14 protein-coding genes and 1 tRNA gene are annotated in these 13187 nt (G+C 70.0%); 5 read left to right on the top strand and 10 right to left on the bottom strand.

Annotation, left to right across the window (positions count from 1 at the left end):
- Nucleotides 1-56: 56 nt before the first annotated feature.
- From EDF28_RS11540 to EDF28_RS11550, 3 genes are read right to left on the bottom strand one after another with little or no spacing between them, the layout of a single operon-like run.
- Complete coding sequence (locus EDF28_RS11540) at nt 57-1430, bottom strand: sugar ABC transporter substrate-binding protein (protein ID WP_123938368.1); 1374 nt, start codon at nt 1428-1430, stop codon at nt 57-59.
- Between the two features lie 27 nt (nt 1431-1457).
- Nucleotides 1458-2399, bottom strand: a complete 942-nt coding sequence (locus EDF28_RS11545; protein WP_123291849.1) for a carbohydrate ABC transporter permease — start codon at nt 2397-2399, stop codon at nt 1458-1460.
- A 15-nt stretch (nt 2400-2414) separates the two neighbouring features.
- Complete coding sequence (locus EDF28_RS11550; protein ID WP_123292300.1) at nt 2415-3362, bottom strand: carbohydrate ABC transporter permease; 948 nt, start codon at nt 3360-3362, stop codon at nt 2415-2417.
- Nucleotides 3363-3592: 230 nt separating this feature from the next.
- Here EDF28_RS11550 and EDF28_RS11555 point away from each other — a divergent pair, with 230 nt between their 5' ends.
- Together EDF28_RS11555 and EDF28_RS11560 are read left to right on the top strand one after the other, a co-directional pair.
- A complete protein-coding gene (locus EDF28_RS11555) occupies nt 3593-4825 on the top strand; it encodes a Gfo/Idh/MocA family protein (RefSeq protein ID WP_333925394.1) in 1233 nt (410 codons plus the stop codon).
- 74 nt (nt 4826-4899) lie between these two features.
- Nucleotides 4900-5913 carry a LacI family DNA-binding transcriptional regulator gene (locus EDF28_RS11560; protein WP_243692417.1) on the top strand — a complete coding sequence of 338 codons (1014 nt, stop codon included), beginning with the start codon at nt 4900-4902 and terminating at the stop codon, nt 5911-5913.
- A 57-nt stretch (nt 5914-5970) separates the two neighbouring features.
- Here EDF28_RS11560 and EDF28_RS11565 read toward each other — a convergent pair whose 3' ends face one another.
- Nucleotides 5971-6426, bottom strand: coding sequence for a helix-turn-helix domain-containing protein (locus EDF28_RS11565; RefSeq protein WP_123938370.1), 456 nt, complete (start codon nt 6424-6426; stop codon nt 5971-5973).
- Nucleotides 6427-6511: 85 nt separating this feature from the next.
- Here EDF28_RS11565 and EDF28_RS11570 point away from each other — a divergent pair, with 85 nt between their 5' ends.
- Nucleotides 6512-7207: an SDR family oxidoreductase gene (locus tag EDF28_RS11570; RefSeq protein WP_123938371.1), complete on the top strand. Its 696-nt coding sequence runs from the start codon at nt 6512-6514 to the stop codon at nt 7205-7207.
- A 41-nt stretch (nt 7208-7248) separates the two neighbouring features.
- Nucleotides 7249-7503 (top strand): hypothetical protein, encoded by a 255-nt coding sequence (locus EDF28_RS11575; RefSeq protein ID WP_123938372.1) that lies wholly within the window; start codon nt 7249-7251, stop codon nt 7501-7503.
- A 42-nt stretch (nt 7504-7545) separates the two neighbouring features.
- On the opposite strand, the gene EDF28_RS11580 is transcribed toward EDF28_RS11575, so the two are convergent.
- The 5 genes from EDF28_RS11580 to serS form a co-directional block, all read right to left on the bottom strand.
- Nucleotides 7546-8109: a GrpB family protein gene (locus EDF28_RS11580; RefSeq protein WP_123938373.1), complete on the bottom strand. Its 564-nt coding sequence runs from the start codon at nt 8107-8109 to the stop codon at nt 7546-7548.
- A complete protein-coding gene (locus EDF28_RS11585; protein WP_123938374.1) occupies nt 8106-8648 on the bottom strand; it encodes a GNAT family N-acetyltransferase in 543 nt (180 codons plus the stop codon). Before EDF28_RS11585 ends, EDF28_RS11580 begins: the two co-directional genes overlap by 4 nt.
- A tRNA-Ser gene (locus EDF28_RS11590) sits at nt 8648-8735 on the bottom strand. Before EDF28_RS11590 ends, EDF28_RS11585 begins: the two co-directional genes overlap by 1 nt.
- Nucleotides 8736-8823: 88 nt before the next feature.
- Nucleotides 8824-9687, bottom strand: coding sequence for an HAD-IIB family hydrolase (locus EDF28_RS11595; RefSeq protein WP_123938375.1), 864 nt, complete (start codon nt 9685-9687; stop codon nt 8824-8826).
- The gene (serS, locus tag EDF28_RS11600) at nt 9684-10946 is read right to left on the bottom strand and encodes a serine--tRNA ligase (protein ID WP_123938376.1); all 1263 of its coding nucleotides are present in this window, start codon (nt 10944-10946) and stop codon (nt 9684-9686) included. Before serS ends, EDF28_RS11595 begins: the two co-directional genes overlap by 4 nt.
- 72 nt (nt 10947-11018) lie before the next feature.
- Here serS and EDF28_RS11605 point away from each other — a divergent pair, with 72 nt between their 5' ends.
- Nucleotides 11019-12095 carry a diacylglycerol kinase family protein gene (locus tag EDF28_RS11605; protein WP_123291840.1) on the top strand — a complete coding sequence of 359 codons (1077 nt, stop codon included), beginning with the start codon at nt 11019-11021 and terminating at the stop codon, nt 12093-12095.
- Nucleotides 12096-12229: 134 nt separating this feature from the next.
- On the opposite strand, the gene pheA is transcribed toward EDF28_RS11605, so the two are convergent.
- On the bottom strand, nt 12230-13186 hold the full coding sequence (pheA, locus tag EDF28_RS11610) for a prephenate dehydratase (protein WP_123338582.1): 957 nt from the start codon (nt 13184-13186) through the stop codon (nt 12230-12232).
- Between the last annotated feature and the right edge of the window lies 1 nt (nt 13187).

Raw genomic sequence — 13187 nt, forward strand, 5'->3', positions numbered from 1 at the left:
CCGTGCCTCCAGACCGAGGGGTGGTCGCGTCAGACCGCGTCAGGCGACCCGCGCGCTCAGGTGAGCGCCAGCAGGTTGTTGACCTGCTCGTTGATGCCGGTCAACGTCGAGATCGGCTTGCCGTTCGCGTAGACGTTGTCGAAGGCCGGCTGCAGCAGCGCCTGCACGTCCGCCGGGTTGCGGGTGACGGGGAACAGGAACGTGGTCTTCTCCTCGACCTGCCGGGTGAACGCCGACACGTCCAGCCCGCGCTTCCGGAACGACGCGACCGCCGCCTCGGTACCGGCGGGACGGGCCGGGAACACGACGCCCGCGCGGCCGACGATCTCCTGGGCGGTGTCGCTGCCGAGGAACGCGACCCACTTCGCCGCCGCCTCCGGGTCCTTCGCCTGCTTCGTGATCGAGTCGCCGAGCCCGTTGAACATCGACGCCCGCTTGCCCGTCGGCCCGATCGGCGTCGGGGCGACGGCGATGTCGAGGTCCTTCATGTTCAGGTACGTGCCGATCATCCACGAACCGTTGAACGACAGCGCACACTTGCCCGCGCCGAGCTGCACGTCCGGACCGGTCGTCGTCGAGAAGACGCCGTACTTCGCCATGTAGCCCTTGTCGGCCAGGCGGTAGTACCAGGCGAGGGTGTCCTGCACGGTCTTCTCGTCGTAGCGGAACTTGTCGCCCCACGGGTTCTCGTTCGTGTAGAACCAGTCGGTCGACCCGGTGAAGGGCGACCACTGCGTCTGGCCGAAGCCGTCGCCGCCAGACCCGTTCGACGAGATGCCGTAGACCTCGACGTTCTCCTTGTCGAAGCCGGGCTCGTCACCCCGCCGACCCTTGGAGTCGATGGTCAGGTGCGCGAGCATCCGTTCGAACGAGCCGCCGTCGTCGGGGTTCCACTCGAGCGTGGCGAGCTCGTCGTCGGAGACGCCGGCCTTCTGCATCGCCTTCCGGTCGTAGAACATCCCGATGGTGTCCCAGTCCTTCGGCGAGCCGTAGCGGTGCCCGTCCTGGCCCTTCCACAGCTCGGCGAGGCCGGACTGGTAGTCGTCGTCGCTGATGGACTTCGTCGCGTCGAGCTCGTCGAGCTTGTAGAGCACGTCGAGGTCGGAGAACTGCGGGAACTTCGTCAGGTGGTCGGTGAAGACGTCCGGCGCGGTGCCGGCGATGAACCCGGCCGTCAGCTTGGTCCAGTAGTCGGCCCACCCGAGCTGGGTGATCTGCACCGTGATGTCGGGGTTCTCGCGGTGGAAGGCCTTCGCGACCTGCTGGTAGGCGGGCAGCTGGTTGGAGTCCCAGAGCCAGTAGCTCACGGTGCGGGCGCCGCTCTTGGACGCGGTCCCACGGCTCGGGGACGAGCAGGCGGCGAGCGCACCGAGGGCGAGGGCTGAAGCGCCGCCCGCGAACAGTGCGCGGCGGGAGAGGTTGTTCGTCATGGTGTGGTGGTCCTGTCCGAGCCGGGGCTACTTGATCCCGGAGAAGCCGATGGAGTTGACGATCCGCTTGGCGAAGACGCCGAACAGCACGATCATCGGGAGCGCCGCCACGAGGGTCGCGGACATCAGCCCGGCCCAGTCGGTGCCGGACTGCGGGGACTGCGACTTGAAGACGCCGAGTGCGACGGTGAGCACCCGCGAGCTGTCCGTGTACGACACCATGAGCGGCCAGAAGTAGTCGTTCCAGCTCGTGATGTACGTCAGCACGGCGAGCGTCGCGATCGGCGCAGCGGCCATCGGGATGACGAGCCGGAAGAACACCCGGACCTTGCCCGCGCCGTCGATCAGCGCGGCCTCCTCGACCTCCTTCGAGATGCCGAGGAAGAACTGCCGCAGGAAGAACACCGCGAACGGGGTCATGAACATCGTCGGCAACGCGATGCCGAGCAGGTTGTCGACGAGCCCGAGCTGCTTGATGAGCGTGAAGTTCGGCAGCAGCGTGAAGATCGCGGGCACCATCAGGCCGGCGAGGAACACCCCGAAGACCTTGTCGCGTCCGGGCCAGCGCAGTCGGGCGAAGGCGTACGCGGCAGCGGCCGAGAAGAACACCTGGCCGACCGTCACGAGCGTCGACACGATCACCGAGTTGAGCAGGTACCGCCAGAAGTTCAGGGCGGCGCCGGAGCCACCCTGGGCGAGGGCCTCCTCGGTGGACTGCAGGCCGAGGACCCGCTCGAACCCACCCAGGCTGAACCCGACGGGCAGCAGCGACGTGGGGTCGGAGTTGATCGCACCGTTCGACGACAGGGCGGTGCGCAGGATCCAGTAGAACGGGAACAGGGTGACGACGATGACGATGATCATCGCGACCCAGGCGAGGACGCGGCCGACCGACGGACGGCGACGGTGGCCGGCTCCGGGTCGGGGCGGACGCTTCGTGGTGACGGAACGGGTGAGGGTCGTGGTCATGGTGCGGCGCTCCGTTCAGTCCAGGTCCGACTCACCCGAGCGGGTGAGGCGGTACTGGATGATCGTGATGATGCTGAGGACGATGAGGAGCGCGACCGAGACCGCGGACGCGTAGCCGAACTGGAACCGGCCGAACGCCAGGTTGTAGATGTAGTTCTGCACGACGTTCGTGGCGTTCGCGGGGCCGCCCTGCGTGGTGACGGCGACGGTGTCGAACACCTGGAACGACCCGATCACCGTGATGATGAGCACCAGCGACAGGATCGGGCGGAGCAGCGGCACCGTGATGCGCCAGAACATCTTCCACTCGCTCGCACCGTCGATGCGGCCGGCTTCGTACACCGTCTCGGGAAGCGACTGCAGGCCGGCGAAGATCAGGAGCGCCGTGTAGCCGACGTGCCGCCACACGTTGATGAGCGCGATCGACGGGATGCCCCAGACGTCGCTCTGCAGGAACGGGATGCGGTCCAGGCCGAGGGCCGCGAGCATCTCGTTGCCGATGCCGAGCTGGGTGTCGAGGATCCACAGCCAGACGAGCGCCGCGACGACGTTCGACACCAGGTAGGGCGCCAGGACGATGCCGCGCACGAAGGTCGACTTCGTCAGGCGGTGCATCATCACGGCGATGAACAGTGCGACGACCGTCTGGATGACGATGTTGATGAGCACGTACTCGATCGTGACGACCATCGAGTGCCAGAAGATCGAGTCCTGCACGAGCCGCGCGTAGTTCTGCAGCCCGGTGAACTCCGGCTCGGTGAGCAGGTTGTAGGACGTGAAGCTCAGGTAGATGCCCCGCACGGTCGGCCAGGCGAGGAACACCACGAAGCCGATCGCGGCCGGCGCGATGAACAGCAGCGCGAGCCACAGGTCGTTCCGGGGACGGCGGCGGCGTGGGACGGTGGTGCTGGCGAGCGGGAGGTCGGCTGCCCGACTCCTCCGTCTCGTGCTGGCGGTCGTCAAGGGTGACGACACAGGGCTCTCGGTGGCCATCGCGACTCCTTCGTCTGCGGTGAACTGACGTGCAGCAGTCCGTGAGCCGGGAATCTACACGTGGTGACACCGGGTGGCAAGAGGCTCTTTCGCGCTCCGAATCCGGGGTTGTCACGTGTAGACAATCGTGTCAGGATGGCGGTCGATCGCATCGGCGCGACCTGCCCGGCGACGCATCCCTCACCCTGGAAAGGTCACTGATGATCTCTGTCGGAATGGTCGGCGCGGGCCAGTTCGCCCCCCAGTTCGCCAAGCTGTTCAAGCTCCACCCGGACGTCGACCGCGTCTTCGTGACCGACCTCGTCGACGACCGCGCGTCGGAGCTCGTCGAGTCGCAGCACCTCGACGGCACGTTCGCCGACTTCGACGCCGTGCTCGCCTCGGACGTCGACGCCGTCGCGATCTTCACGCAGCGCTGGACGCACGGTCCGCTCGTCGTCAAGGCGCTCCGCGCCGGCAAGCACGTCTACTCGGCGGTGCCGATGGCGATCTCGGTCGACGAGATCCGCGACATCATCGAGGCCGTCCGCGAGACCGGGCTCACCTACATGATGGGCGAGACGAGCTACTACAACCCCGCGACGGTGTTCGCCCGCAAGCAGGTCGCCGACGGCGCCTTCGGCCGGGTCTTCTACTCCGAGGGCGACTACGTGCACGACATGGACCTCGGGTTCTACGCCGCGTACCAGTTCAGCGGTGGCGAGGACTGGAAGCGCACCGCCAGCTACCCGCCCATGCTGTACCCGACCCACTCGGTCGGCGGCGTCCTCGGCGCCATCCCCGGACACGCGGTCAGCGTCAGCTGCATCGGCGTCAAGGACGACCGGGGCGACGGCGTCTTCGACAAGGACGTCAGCCAGTTCGACAACGACTTCTCGAACGCCACCGCCCTGTTCGAGCTCGACAACGGCGGCGTCATGCGCATCAACGAGATGCGCCGTGTCGGCTACCCGTCGCACATCCGCGAGTCCCGCTTCCGCTACTTCGGCACCGAAGCGAGCTTCGAACAGCTCGCGAAGACCAGCGTCTGGCAGGACAAGGAGGACTCGCACGACATCAGCGACAAGATCAACACGCAGGCGACGATGGACCTCGACGACCCGCGTCTCGCCGGCGTCGACCCCTCGCTGCGCGACGCGTTCGTGTCCGGCTACGCCGAGGTGCACGACACCGACCGCCTGCCCGCCGAGTACGCCGGCGTGCCGACCGGGCACGAGGGCTCGCACCAGTTCCTGGCCGACGACTTCGTCCGCGCCGTCGTCGACCGGACCCTGCCGCCGGTGAACGCCTGGACCGCCGCACGCTTCACGCTGCCCGGCATCATCGCCCACCAGTCGGCCCTGCAGGGCGGCGCACGCCTCGAGGTGCCGGACTTCGGGGACGCCCCGGAGACGACCTCGGCGGTGCCCTCGTCTAGTATCGCCAGCGAATAGCAAGTGGTGTTCGGGTGTCGGTCCACACGGGCCGGCACCCGAACGCGACTTCCGAGCCGACGAAGGTGGCACCCGTGAGCGTCCCGACGACCCCGAGGGCGGTCACCCGCGCCGACGTCGCCCGGTACGCCGGCGTGAGCACCTCCGTCGTCAGCTACGTCGTGCACGACGGCCCCCGCCCCGTCGCGGCGGCCACCGCCGCCCGGGTCCGTGACGCCATCCGGGTCCTCGGCTACCGCCCGAACGCCAGCGCCCAGGCCCTGCGCACCGGGTCGTCGAAGATGCTAGGGCTCATCGTCCCCGAGCTCGACAACCCCTTCTGGTCCGAGCTCGCCGTCGAGGTCACCCACGCCGCAGCAGCCCGCGGCTACGACGTCCTGCTCGCCAACAGCGACGGCGACGCCAGCCAGGAGCGCGAGCGGCTCCGCAGCCTGTCCGCCCGCCAGGTCGACGGGATCATCGTCACGAGCATCATGACCCACCCGGACCTGTCCACCGTGTCGGACCCGGGTATCCCGATGGTCCTGCTCAACACCTTCTTCGAGGTGCCCGAGTACGCCAGCATCGGCGTCGACGCCCTGCGTGGCGCGTACGACGGCACCCGCCACCTGGTCGAGCACGGCTACGGGTCGATCGGCCTGGTCATGGGGCACGCCGGCTCCATGGAGCTCCGCGAACAGGGCTGGATGCGGGCCCTGCGCGACGCCGGGCTGCCGGACGGCCCGATCGTGCGCTGCGACTTCACCCGGCGGGGCGGGTACGAGGCCGGCCTGCGCATGTTCGCGGACGGGACGGGACCCCGCGCCGTCTTCGTCAGCTCGGACATGCAGGCCGTCGGTGTGCTGCGGGCACTGTGGGAACTCGGGCTGCGCGCACCGGAGGACGTCGCGATCGTGTCGTTCGACGGCGGTGCCGAGGCCGACTACACGAACCCGCAGCTCACGACGGTCCGGCAGCCGATCGAGACGATGGCGACCGCCGCCGTCGACCGTGTGCTCGGGCTCGACGCGGACAACCAGTGGCACCGCGACCTTGTGCCCGCCGAGTTGGTCCTGGGCGCGAGTTGCGGGTGCGACGTGCGTCGCTGACGCACCACCAAACCGTCCTGGAGGCGCGGGGCGGGGCCGCCACGGGCCTCCCGTCCGTCAGGTGGCCGGGTCCATGACGGCGGTGAGCCGCTGGAGCGGCACACGCTGCTGGGACTCCTGCGTCACCGCGACCGCTTCGACCGGCTCGCCGGAATCGGAGTCGACGAAGCGCAGGTCCGACGTCAGCTCCGTGGGGCGGTACCGATCCGCCCAGCCGCCGAGCGCCAGGAGCACCAGCGAGAGATCGCGGCCGGCGTCGGTGAGCACGTACTCCTCGCGCGCCCGGGCACCCTCCGGCTTGTAGGTCGTGCGCTCGAGCACTCCCCCGTCGACGAGGGAGGCCAGTCGTGCGGTCAGGACTTCGCGCGGGACGCCGAGGCTCTGCTGGAACTGGCTGAAGCGCGTGGAACCGGCGAGGGCGTCACGCACGATCATGAGCGTCCACTTCTCGCCGAGGACGTCGAGGGACCGTGCGATGGGGCAGCGCTCGTCGCCGCCGAGGATGCCGAGCATGCGTTCATCCTAGCTGGGTTCGATTTCCGGACACAACGTGCTAGGTTCGGTTTCCGTACTCAACTTCTCTCGTCTGGAGCCCCTCATGACCGACCTCACCAACGCCATCGTCCTCGTCACCGGAGCGAACGGCGGCCTCGGCGCCGAGTTCGTCCAGCAGGCCCTGGACCGCGGCGCCGCCAAGGTCTACGCGACCGCCCGCACCCCGCGCACCTGGGACGACGAGCGCATCGTCCCGCTCGCCCTCGACGTCACGAGCCAGGAGAGCGTCGACGCCGCTACCCGTGCGGCCGCGGACACCACGATCGTCGTGAACAACGCCGGGATCGCCGGCGCCGACCCGCTCGTCGACACCTCGGTCGCAGAGGTCGAGCGCATCTTCGCGACGAACGTCTTCGGCGCGCTCCGGGTCGCCAAGGCCTTCGCCCCCTCGATCGGCGGCGGCGCACTGATCGACGTGCACTCGGCTCTGAGCTGGGTCGCGCTCGCCGGCGCGTACTCGGCGTCGAAGGCAGCGTTCTGGTCGATCACGAACTCGCTGCGCCTCGAGCTCGCACCCCAGGGCACCCAGGTCGTCGGCGCACACCTCGGCTACACCGACACCGGCATGACGGCGGGGCTCGACGTCGAGAAGTCCGACCCGGCCGACATCGTCCGGCTCATCTGGGACGCCGTCGAGGCCGGCGAGCACGAGGTGCTGGCGGACCAGGTCAGCCGTGACGTCCGCGCCGGGCTCAGTGCGCCGCTGGCGGCGCTGTACCCGGCGCTCGCGACCGCCTGAGGTCCGGTCGCGGGCGCGGCGTACGCCGTACGGTGGAGGACGTGCAGTTCCTGGCGTCCGCCCTCCGAGTCCCGATCACCGGCTTCGGCGCGCTCGCGCTCTGGCTGCTGGCGACGTCGGACGGCGAGCTGCTGAAGATCCTGCTCGGGGTCGGCTCGGCGCTGCTCGCCGTCGCTGGCTACGTCGGTCAGACCGCGGCGGAGCGTGCCGTCAGGAACCAGCAGCTCGACCAGGCGGTGGCGCGGAAGGACGAGTGGGAGCGCGAACACGGCGACGTCGAGGACCGGGCCGGTTGACGGTCCTGGTTCGGGAACCGCGAGGTTCCCGAACCAGGACCGTCAACCGCGGGCGCCTCGGCCGGTCATGTCGCGGTTGACGGCGGTGATCGCGGCGCGCTCCTCGACCGAGATGCCCGCCGCAGCGAGGACACGACCGAGCACGTCGCTCTTCCGCTCGATGTAGTCGTCGATGTCCTCGGCCTCTGCGGCCGCTGATCGCTTCACGGCGGCGTACTCGTCGCGCAGGGCCGGGTCGGCGCGCAGCACGTCGCGGACGGCGAGGTGGTTCCGGAGCGAGAGCGATCCGGCGGTGGCGACGTAGGTGTTGCTCGGGGCGAAGCGCTCGGGTGTCCGGAAGGCCTGCCGGTCGGGGACGCCGAGGTCTCCCCGTGGCTCGAAGCCGATCACGGCCAGCGCTGCGACCGCCGCCGCGACGTCGCCGGCATCGACGACGATGTCGACGTCGATCACGGGCTTCGCCGCGAGGCCGGGCACTGACGTGCTGCCGACGTGCTCGATGCTGCGGTAGGGCGCACCGGCGGCGTCGAGGGCTGCGGCGTACGCGTCCCGCAACACCGCGAACCGCACGGGCCACGACGGCTGGTACTCGACGACCTCGATCATCGAGTGCGCCGTGTGGCAGGAGGGGGTGCGAGGAGCTGGAACATGACGTGGTCGCGCCAGGCTCCGTTGATCGTGATGTACTCCGGCGCGAACCCGTAGCGCTTGAACCCCGCGGACTCGAGGGCACGCTGCGACCCCACGTTCTCCGGAAGCGTCTCGGCCTGCACCCGGTGCAGTCGGAGGACGTCGAACGCGTGGACGGCAGCGGCGGCGACGGCGCGGGATGCGTGGCCCTGGCGCAGCCGATCGGCGCGGATCCAGTACCCCATCGCGCAGGACTGCAGGGCCCCGCGGGTGATGCCGCTCAGCGTGATGCGCCCGAGGACTTCACCGTCGGTCGACTCGATCACGAACGGGACCGCGGTGCCGGCGCGCTCTGCGGCGAGCGACTGCACGATGACGTCGTGCTGGCCCTGCTCGGTGAAGTACGCCGGGGCCCGGGACGGCTCCCACGGGCGTAGGTGCTCGGCGCTCGCGGTGATGACGGCGGCGAGCGTCGCCGCGTCGTCGACGCGGAGCAGGCGCAACCGGGTGTCCATGGCGGAGGGTGTGGGATTCGAACCCACGAGACATCTCTGCCCACCTGTTTTCAAGACAGGCTCCATCGGCCGCTCGGACAACCCTCCAGTGACGCGACCACGTGGCGAGACGTGACCGCGTCCCGGGAAGTCTAACGGGCCTCCCGTCCGCCGTGCGCGTCAGCGCATGCCGGGGTCAGCGCGGCAGGGAGTCGAGCGCCGCTGCCAGGCCGTCGTCGGACACGCCACCGGTGAGTTCGTTGCCGGCGTCGACGACGTCGTCGGGCGCCTGGCCCATCACGACGCCGCGACCGGAGGTCGAAGCCCACCGGAGCATGTCGATGTCGTTGCGGCCGTCCCCCGCGGCGAAGACGCGGGAGCGCGGGATGTCGAGCCACTCGCGCACGCGTTCCATCGCGGTGGCCTTCGTCACCCCCTCTGGTGCGATGTCGAGCCACGCGGTCCACCCGACCGTGTACGAGACCTTGTGCAGGCCCATGTCCTCGACGATCTGCAGGAACTCCTCGAGCCCGTGCTCCGGCGAGATCACGACGACGCGGGTGGCCTCGACCGTGAGCAGCTGCTCGAACGGCACCAGCTCGCCGGCGTTCGTCATGGTGTCGGCGGGGAAGTTCTCGGACAACCGGAAGTGGCCGGTCTCGTCCTCGACGCCGAAGGCCGCGTTCTCCAGGGCACCACGGATGGTCTGCAGCACGTCGCTCGGGTCGAAGTGCTCGACGTGGACACGCTCGTAGGACCCGTCCGGACGGCGGGCCAGGGTCAGCGCACCGTTGGCGCAGACGAGGTACTTCGGCTCGATGCCGAGGGTCTCGAGCAGCGGCACCGTCATGCCCTCGCTGCGGCCCGTGGAGAGCATGACCTCGTGCCCGGCGGCCTCGGCATCGCGCACGGCGGCGACCACGGGCTCGGTGACGACGCCGTCCTCGCGCATCGTGGTGCCGTCGATGTCGAGGGCCACCAGCCACCGCTTCGTGCGGGCGGGAGCACCGGCGCCCGCGCCCTGCGCCGCACCGTCCACGAACCGCCCCTGCGTGCTCATCGGGGCTCGATCACCTCGACGCCACCGAGGTAGGGGCGCAGCACCTCGGGCACGACGACGGAGCCGTCGGCCTGCTGGTGGGTCTCGAGGATCGCGACGATCCAGCGGGTGGTCGCGAGGGTGCCGTTCAGGGTGGCGACCGGGGCGGTCTTGCCGCTCTCGGTGCGGTACCGGATGTCGAGGCGACGGGCCTGGAACGTCGTGCAGTTCGACGTCGAGGTGAGCTCGCGGAACGTGCCCTGCGTCGGGACCCAGGCCTCGATGTCGTACTTCTTCGCCGCGCTCGTGCCGAGGTCACCAGCGGCGACGTCGATCACGCGGTAGTGCAGCCCGAGGTCCTGCAGCATCTGCTCCTGGTACGACACCAGCTTCTCGTGCTCGGCCTCGGCCTGGTCCGGGTGGACGTACGCGAACATCTCGAGCTTGTTGAACTGGTGCACGCGCAGGATGCCGCGGTTGTCCTTGCCCGCCGAGCCGGCCTCGCGCCGGTAGCAGGTCGACCAGCCGGCGTAGCGGTGCGCGGTGTTCTCGATGTCGAGGATCTCGTCGGCGTGGAAGCCGGCGAGGGCGACCTCGCTCGTGCCGGTCAGGTACAGGTCGTCGGCCTCGAGCCGGTAGACCTCGGCCGCGTGCTCGCCGAGGAAGCCGGTGCCCGCCATGGTCTCGGGGCGGACGAGCGTCGGGGTGATGAGCGGCTCGAAGCCGGCAGCGATGGCGCGGTCGAGGCCGAGCGACATGAGCGCGATCTCGAGCCGGGCGCCGAGGCCGCGCAGGAAGTAGAAGCGCGAGCCGGAGACCTTCACGCCGCGCGGGATGTCGATGATGCCGAGGTGCTCGCCGAGGTCGGCGTGGTCCTTCGGCTCGAAGTCGAACTCGGGCTTCGTGCCGACGGTGCGGAGGGTGACGAAGTCCTCTTCGCCACCGGCGGGGACGCCGGGCAGCACGACGTTCGGGATGGCGCGCACGACGGAGTTGAAGGTCTCCTCGGCCGCGGTGACGGTCGCCTGGGCTTCCTTCACCCGGGCCGAGAGCGCCTGGGCCTGCTGCACGAGCGCGGCCTTCTCGTCCTTCGGGGCCTTGGCGACGGTCTTGCCGAAGGCGTTCTGCTCGGCGCGGAGCGACTCGAACGCGGTGATCGCGCTGCGTCGGGCGGCGTCGGCGGCGACGGCCTCGTCGACCACGGCGACGGATGCGCGGCGGGACTCCTGCGAGGCCTTGATGACGTCCGGGTTGTCACGAAGCAGCTGGGGATCGATCACCGCTCCATCCTAGAGGCGGCGACATGGGGAGGAACCCGCCGCTCGCAGCGTCCGATCGGTACCGTTGATCCCATGTCGACCCCTTCGGAGACCGCGCCCGCGGACCAGGACGCCCTCCCCACCGAGCACCGGACGGCTGCCGTGGTCTACAACCCGGTCAAGGTCCACCTGCCGACCCTCAAGGCCACCGTGGAACAGCACCAGCAGGAAGCCGGCTGGGCCGAGACGCTCTGGTTCGAGACCACCGAGGAAGACCCGGGCGGGGGCATGGCCCGCGCAGCGCTCGAGGCGGGGGCCGACGTCGTCGCCGCCGCGGGTGGCGACGGCACCGTGCGCGCGGTCGCCGAGGTCGTGCACGGCTCCGGTGCCTCGCTCGCGCTGCTGCCGAGCGGGACGGGCAACCTGCTCGCCCGCAACATGAAGCTCCCCCTCGACGACCTGGCGAGCAGCGCGCACACCATCTTCTCCGGCCACGAGCGGGCGATCGACTTCGGCCTCATCGGCATCGAGCGGCCGGACGGTGCCCGCGAGCAGTTCGGCTTCGTCGTGATGGCGGGACTCGGACTCGATGCCCGGATGATCGCGAACACCCGCCCCGAGCTGAAGAAGCGCGTCGGGTGGCTCGCCTACCTCGATTCGCTGCTGCGCTCCGTGCGGGACACCGACGGCTTCGAGTTCAAGTACCGGCTCGACGAGTCGGCCCGCAACGGTTCGGTGCGCGCGCACTCGGTGATCGTCGGCAACTGCGGCATGCTGCAGGCGAACGCGATGCTGCTGCCCGACGCCGAGATCGACGACGGCGTGTTCGACATCGTCGTGATGCGCCCCCGCGGCTTCTTCGGCTGGGTGCGGATCGGCGCCCGCGTGTTCTGGGAGAACGGGATCCTGCGCTGGTTCCGGCGTTCGGCCCTGTCCGAGACCCTGATCGGTCGACGCATCACCACGGCGGCGAAGCAGGAGCGTCCGCTGCGGTACATGCGCGGCGAGGAGTTCACGCTGCGACTCGAGAAGCCCGACGAGTTCGAGATCGACGGCGACCCGGTGGGCGAGATCACGGCGTTCCGTGCGCGGATCGACCCCGGTTCGCTGACGGTCAAGGTTCCGACGGTGGAGCCGCGGCCGAGTTGGGTGCGCGGCCGCAAGCGCTGAGCGGCGGCGGGCCGTGCGGCCCGTGCGGCGTTGCTCACTCGGTGCGAGGTTGTTCGGGCGCACGGAGTGATCAACCTCGCACCGGGCAGCACCGACCGACGAGCCAGCGCCGCGCGGAAGGACGGCAGAGCGCGTCAGCCCGCGTCAGGCTCGCCGGACACGATCGCGCGCAGCCAGTCCCGCGCCTCGACGAACGCGGCGTCCGAGTAGCGCGCCGGCACCTCGGGCTGCGCGCCGTCGGCCCGCGGGTACGACCCGAGGAACGTCACGCGCGGGCTGAACCGCCGCAGACCGAGCAGTGCGTCGGCCACGCGCTCGTCCTGCACGTGCCCGTCCAGGTCGATGACGAACCGGTAGCGGCCGAGCTCGTCACCGATCGGCCGCGATGACAGCAGCCCCATGTTGATGCCGCGGGTGGCGAACTGCTCGAGCATGTCGACCAGGGCGCCGGGGTGGTCGGCGGGCAGCTCGACGATGACGCTCGTCTTGTCGGCACCGGTCGGCTCGGGCAGCGCCAAGGTCTTGGACACGAGCACGAAGCGGGTCACGGCCGAGGCGTTGTCGCCGATCGACGACGCGAGCACGACGACGTCGTGGTGGTCGGTGATGCCGGGCGGTGCGACGGCGGCGTCGGCGGTGGGGTTCGCCTCGAGCAGGGCGAGCGCGGCGGCGACGTTCGACGACGCCGGGATGTGGCCGTGACCGGGCAGGTTCGCCTCGAGCCAGTTGTGGGTCTGCGCGTAGGCCACCGGGTGGGCGTTCACGGTGCGGACGTCGGCGAGCACGGTGCCGGGGCGCGCGACGAGCACGAAGTCGACCGGCACGAGGTACTCCCCCACGATCCGCACGCCGGGGATCCGGGCGAGGGCGTCTTGCGTCGCGCTGACGCCGCCGTCGACGCTGTTCTCGATCGCGATGACCGCGCCGACCGAGCGGCCGGACATGACGTCGTCGAGCGCTTCACCGACGTTGTTGACGCTCCGCCAGGGCTTGCCGGCCGCGGCCTCGACGAGCTTGAGGGCCGCCTCGGTGAAGGTGCCGGCGGGTCCGAGGTAGGAGTACGTGTCGGACGGCGCGGCGGGGTCGGTCATG

Source organism: Curtobacterium sp. PhB137 (assembly GCF_003814955.1).
Taxonomy (GTDB): Bacteria; Actinomycetota; Actinomycetes; order Actinomycetales; family Microbacteriaceae; genus Curtobacterium.

Coding starts and splice junctions, on each gene's coding strand:
- EDF28_RS11540 (WP_123938368.1), bottom strand. CDS start 1,430: ATGACGAACAACCTCTCCCGCCGCGCACTGTTCGCGGGCGGCGCTTCA.
- EDF28_RS11585 (WP_123938374.1), bottom strand. CDS start 8,648: ATGGACACCCGGTTGCGCCTGCTCCGCGTCGACGACGCGGCGACGCTC.
- EDF28_RS11570 (WP_123938371.1), top strand. CDS start 6,512: ATGACCGACCTCACCAACGCCATCGTCCTCGTCACCGGAGCGAACGGC.
- EDF28_RS11565 (WP_123938370.1), bottom strand. CDS start 6,426: ATGCTCGGCATCCTCGGCGGCGACGAGCGCTGCCCCATCGCACGGTCC.
- EDF28_RS11605 (WP_123291840.1), top strand. CDS start 11,019: ATGTCGACCCCTTCGGAGACCGCGCCCGCGGACCAGGACGCCCTCCCC.
- EDF28_RS11595 (WP_123938375.1), bottom strand. CDS start 9,687: ATGAGCACGCAGGGGCGGTTCGTGGACGGTGCGGCGCAGGGCGCGGGC.
- EDF28_RS11545 (WP_123291849.1), bottom strand. CDS start 2,399: ATGACCACGACCCTCACCCGTTCCGTCACCACGAAGCGTCCGCCCCGA.
- EDF28_RS11580 (WP_123938373.1), bottom strand. CDS start 8,109: ATGATCGAGGTCGTCGAGTACCAGCCGTCGTGGCCCGTGCGGTTCGCG.
- pheA (WP_123338582.1), bottom strand. CDS start 13,186: ATGACCGACCCCGCCGCGCCGTCCGACACGTACTCCTACCTCGGACCC.
- EDF28_RS11555 (WP_333925394.1), top strand. CDS start 3,593: ATGATCTCTGTCGGAATGGTCGGCGCGGGCCAGTTCGCCCCCCAGTTC.